Origin of the sequence: Clostridium sp. (assembly GCF_016650035.1) — a bacterium.
In the GTDB taxonomy this organism is placed as follows: Bacteria; Bacillota; Clostridia; order Clostridiales; family Clostridiaceae; genus Clostridium_AD.
Map to the genome: position 1 here is coordinate 1 of NZ_JAENWM010000145.1, position 5385 is coordinate 5385.

Sequence of the window (5385 nt, forward strand, 5' to 3'; positions counted from 1 at the left end):
ACTTATCAAATAAGTAATAAAACCATATAACTATATTTAAACATTCTATCCCAAACATAATGTCAAATAATTCCTGACTACCAATAAATATATAATCAATTATTATACTTAATATTAATACACAATTCGCAATAATTAAAAATATTTTCATTTTATGATTAAAGTAAATTTTCAAAATGTAATACAATAATGCTTCCACACCTGCACCTATAAAACAAGTAATTATATTCATAACTGGCCTCCTTATGCTAAATAATTACTAAATTTTAATAAAAAATGTAACATTGTAAAAGTTTAGTAATTTAAATATAGATTATATTCATTTATTATTGCAAGAATAATACGAACTTATATTCTATTTTTAACTAGTTAAAATGTTTTTACTATCATAAAGAACCACTAACTCACGACTGAAGTCAAGAGTGTGCGTGGTTCAGTTATCAACTGAGCATTTGCCAAACTCGTCACACAAAAATTCAACTAATTCTATATCTGTTTTTGAATATTTACTTTCTATTGATTCTGTCAATTCTTCCAACCCTTTGTTCCATAGATGCTGGATTCCATTCCAAATCATAATGTATGACTCTCTTACACTCCACCTGCAAATCAATACCTTCTTGCATAGTCGCTGTAGCTACTAGTACCTGTGGATAGAATGGTGTATTGAATCCAGCTTTTATTCTTTCTCTTGCATCCATTGTAGTTGCACCTGTAATTATATCTACAGTATTACTACTCTTTACTCTTAGCTTCATAGCTTCCCTAGTAGCTGTAGGTGCTTTTAAGTAATTATCCATAAATCTATCATATGCTTTGTCAAGTCAAGCAAATCACCACGTTTGAATGTTTTATTGATACAATGACTATCATCTTTATCTATATTTTTATCATTTATATTTCTTAGTTCAATGAAAAACCGTTTATCTTTACGTAGAAAACCAATCATTGATAAAACTAATTCATCTCGTTCTACAGGATTTTAGGAAGTAAAAACTTCCAGTTTTTACTACGACCTCGGAGGTCCTAACAAAAACTGGAAGTTTATGTTTCTATCTTGTTATTAAAAAAATCTAAATGAGTATGTGCATCAATGTACATTATTTTGCACCCGCCTTTAAGAATTCTATTTATAATGGCAATTATTATCATAACCCCATACAATAATCTTTTACGCTTGTAGAATTTGGCATAATGTGTATCCTTCGTCGGTAACCATAGACCATGTTTAATTTTTAATAATCATGCTTTCTATTTCTTCAACGGGAACTGCTTTACTAAATAAATATCCTTGGTATTCTTCACACTGGAAATCTCTTAATATCGCTAACTGTTCTTTAGTTTCAACGCCTTCAACTATTACTTTTATATCTAGAGCTTTGGCCATAGTAATTGTTGCTAGAACAATAGTTTTATTCACCTTATTGAAACATATTTCGTCAACAAATGATTTGTCTATTTTCAACACATCTATAGGAAAAAGTATTAGATAATTTAATGATGAATAGCCTGTTCCAAAATCATCTAATGATATATTTATGCCTCTTTTTTTAATTTCTCCAAAAATCTTTTGCGCATAAGATGTATCTTGCATAGCAGCTGTTTCCGTAATTTCTAAATTAAGCAATTTTGGATCAATTTCTGTTTCTGACAAAATAGCATCTAAGGTACCAATAAATTCGATATCGTTGAATTGATTGGCAGAAATATTTACAGAAACACATTCTTGACAAACCCCTTTATTAGCCCATTTCTTTATTTGATTGCATGCCATTTTTAATACCAATTTGTCAATCTTCTTAATTAATCCACATTTTTCTGCTATAGGGATAAAATCATTAGGATATATTAATCCCTTTTGAGGATGCTTCCATCTTATTAATGCTTCACTTCCTACGATTTTACCTGATTTTATGTTAACTTTAGGCTGATAATATAAAACAAATTCTTTTTTTTCTATAGCTTGTATAATTTCTTCTCTTATCTGCATTTCTTTCTTTATTTGATAATCTATTTTTCGACTAAAAAATTTAAAATTATTACGCCCTGCTTCTTTTGCCTGGTACATAGCTATATCTGTATTTTTCAATAAAGATTCAACATCTTCTCCATCCTCTGGAAATGATGCAATACCAATACTACAAGAAGTGTATATTTCCATTGTATTTACATTAAATTGTTTTGAAAAACTGTCAATAATCTTTTTAGCCATCTTAGATAATTCTTCAAAAAAATCAAAAGAACAAGGACCATCAAGTATAATCATAAATTCATCCCCACCCAATCTGACAACGGTATCACTCTCTCTAACACATATTTTTAATCTTTCAGCAACCTTTAACAAGAGAAAATCTCCCATATCATGTCCTAAAGTATCATTAATGTACTTAAATCTATCTAAATCCAAAAACATAACACCAAACTTACTATTTTTGCTTAAATGCTTTTGTACTGCTAAATGCAATAGTTCTTTCCCAAATCTTCTATTTGGTAAATTAGTAAGCATATCATGATAGGCTAAATACGTGATTTTCTCTTCTTTTTTTTTCAGTTCAGTTATATCACGTTGAAATGCAACTATACACTCTACATTTCCTCTACTATCATAAATAACTGACGCACAGCAATCAACCGTAATAATTTCACTTTTTTTAGACATAAACTTCAATTCTGAACGCTTAGAACCATTCCTTAAGAGAACTGGTATATTATCAGTAAAGTATTTCCGTGAACATGGAATTAAAAACTTCCCTAAATATTTGTGGATCATTTCATTTTCAGAATAACCTAAAATATCTATTACAGAATGATTTACCTCCAGTATTATTCCATCCTTATCCATTACATAGATAATATCTTGAGCAATTCTAAAAAATGATTCGAATTTTTTTTCACTGTTTTTTAGTTCTTCCGATACTTGAATATTTTGATTTTGTTTTTGTATAATTTCTATATCTTTTGTTCGTAATATTAAATTTGTATTTTCTAATTCTAAAGTCTTTTGTTTAACTTCTTTTCTTTCTTCATTAAAATTATTAACAATAATTTTAATGATTAATCCCAATATGAATAAACAAATAATAATTCCAATTATTATATTTATATATCTATCTTTTAAAATAGAAGAAAATGCTATCACTGCTCTCCATTCGCCTAATGTTATTATTTTAGCCACCTTAATCCCCCATTAGTTGATTATATAACCTTGTATCCAAGTGGATTCAAGGCTTTACAATAATATATTTACAAAGGTCATCTACATCATCATCAATGCTTAAAGTATATCCTATTTCATAATTATCCAGCAAGAAATTAATAGCTTTATGCTTATTATTATACCTAAATTAGCATTTTTAAGCAACAAAAATTATCCGTACTTTCATCATTGAAATTAAATAAAAACAAACTCCACATACTAAACAAAAAAGATTATATGGCCTTAGTCCAATGAATTTTGGGACTATAGCCGTTTAAGTCAATTTTATTATTTCCACTGTCTACTTTACAAGAAGCATATCATTTTTACAATTTTTTCTTTATCTATCCCCGGGCTAGCTACTCGCCCAGGTCGCAGTTCCCTCTGTGATACCAAGACACCATACTAAATTGATCCAGACTTGCTGACAATTACTGCGATTGCTTCACTTTAGGAAGTAAAAACTTCCAGTTTTTACTACGACCTCGGAGGTCCTAACAGAAACTTTTAAATTCAATTTATTTAAAAGCATACAAATTATCCATATTTAAATAGCATAAAGTTAACTATTAATTAAAGATTGAAATTCTTCAAGTTTTTTCACATTATTAAAATCCTTTTCAGTTTTTGCCATTTCTTTTATGCCAGGGTTTAAGCTTATTGCGATTTTTAAATACTTTATTGTATTTGAAACATCTCCCCTTCGTCCATAAATACTAGATATTCCGTAATATGTCCAAACATAATTTTCAATTTGTAAATCCTTGTTATACCATGAAAGAGCCTTATCATAATAACCGTATAATTCGTAGGCCAAGCCTTTATTAAATAATGCATATCCGAAATCAGGCTTCATGCTTAAACTTTTATCTATGTTCGCCATGCCGTTTTTAAAATCACCTGAATAACATAAGGCAATCCCCTTTAAATTATATGCCTTATAGAAATCAGGGGACTCTTGAATCAATTCATTTTCAAGATTTATTGCTGTCGTATACTCGTCTTTAAAAAAAGCATTATAACCCTCTTCATATTTATCTTAAAGCTGCTTTTGCAATGCAGCAGCTTCCTTAACTTGCTTATTTATTACAGGACTATTTTCACTGTCTGCCTTTCTGGAAGCTTCGCTGTCACTGACTTTGGTTTGTGTTTGATTTATACCAGCATGTTTCTTTTGAGAAAGAGCAATGCCACCGAACAGAATCATAAGTATAAAAGCTACAGCTAAAAACAACTTAGAGTCTTTCAATGAGTCTAGTTGTTTTTCGTAAGACATGGTTCCAAGTAAATCATGGTATGCTGTATGACTTTCAATATCAATTCCATTTGCATTCATTTCTTTTAATTGAGTGGATGTGAGATAGTTAGAGTCTTTATCCACCGTATTTGTGATAATAAAAACTGTTGCACTAAATCCAAATTCATTCATGATTGGATACATATTTGTATAGTTATCTGCATATCCATCGTCAAAAGTCAGGACAACAGATTTTTTAGGAATTGGTTTATTATTATTAAAATAGTTATAAAGATCATCTAGTGTAATGGTAGTATATTCATTATCCAATAATTACTACATTTTTTTATAGATTCCTTTTAAAAATTATAAATTACTATATAACCTTATATTATTACCATAGTTTTTATACTATTTTCACCATTTCATACTTTTAAAAGCACTTAAAAAAGGCAGTGAAAAGATTTTTCTTTTCACTGCCTTTATTTTTGTTTAAGCATTTTTTTCTTTCTAAATATTAATCCTCTTTAATTATCTACTACGTAAAGCATCTATAGGATCCATTTTTGAAGCCTTTAAAGATGGATAGAATCCTGAAATCATACTTAATACTACGCAGAATAATAAAATTAAACCAGCATCAGTAAGTGGTAATTTAGCAACTTCCATGTAATGAGCATTTTCAGAAATATTCTGCACAAAACCATAAACTGCTGAATTAATGAGTTTAGATACACCTAAAGTAAACAGCAATCCAATGCCTGCTGATAACACACCAATAATGAATGATCACTATGAGGGTTAGAGCCCATAGCCGTCAACCTAAGACAACTCAATATTTGACCTAGGTCTATTTTAAATATACTTAGCTTGCTGGGAATTATATTGAACCAAAATAATGAGTATATACTTATATTGTTTAAAAATAGCTATATTTGAATACACTAAATAA

4 protein-coding genes and 2 pseudogenes are annotated in these 5385 nt (G+C 29.0%); all 6 read right to left on the bottom strand.

Going from position 1 to position 5385, the window contains the following annotated elements; translation table 11 throughout:
* Positions 1-232: hypothetical protein (locus JJD95_RS19470; protein WP_291645074.1), on the bottom strand; the 232-nt coding region annotated here is incomplete at its 3' end.
* Positions 233-506: 274 nt separating this feature from the next.
* On the bottom strand, positions 507-800 hold the full coding sequence (locus JJD95_RS19475) for a helicase-related protein (protein ID WP_291645076.1): 294 nt from the start codon (positions 798-800) through the stop codon (positions 507-509).
* A gap of 428 nt (positions 801-1228) precedes the next feature.
* Positions 1229-3175: an EAL domain-containing protein gene (locus tag JJD95_RS19480; protein WP_291645077.1), complete on the bottom strand. Its 1947-nt coding sequence runs from the start codon at positions 3173-3175 to the stop codon at positions 1229-1231.
* 583 nt (positions 3176-3758) lie between these two features.
* Positions 3759-4403: pseudogene (locus JJD95_RS19485) on the bottom strand (tetratricopeptide repeat protein).
* 30 nt (positions 4404-4433) lie between these two features.
* A pseudogene (locus tag JJD95_RS19490) lies at positions 4434-4763 on the bottom strand (polysaccharide deacetylase family protein); the annotation flags it as partial.
* Between the two features lie 201 nt (positions 4764-4964).
* Positions 4965-5207 carry an FtsX-like permease family protein gene (locus JJD95_RS19495; protein ID WP_367114856.1) on the bottom strand — a complete coding sequence of 81 codons (243 nt, stop codon included), beginning with the start codon at positions 5205-5207 and terminating at the stop codon, positions 4965-4967.
* Positions 5208-5385: the final 178 nt, after the last annotated feature.

Coding starts and splice junctions, on each gene's coding strand:
- JJD95_RS19475 (WP_291645076.1), bottom strand. CDS start 800: ATGGATAATTACTTAAAAGCACCTACAGCTACTAGGGAAGCTATGAAG.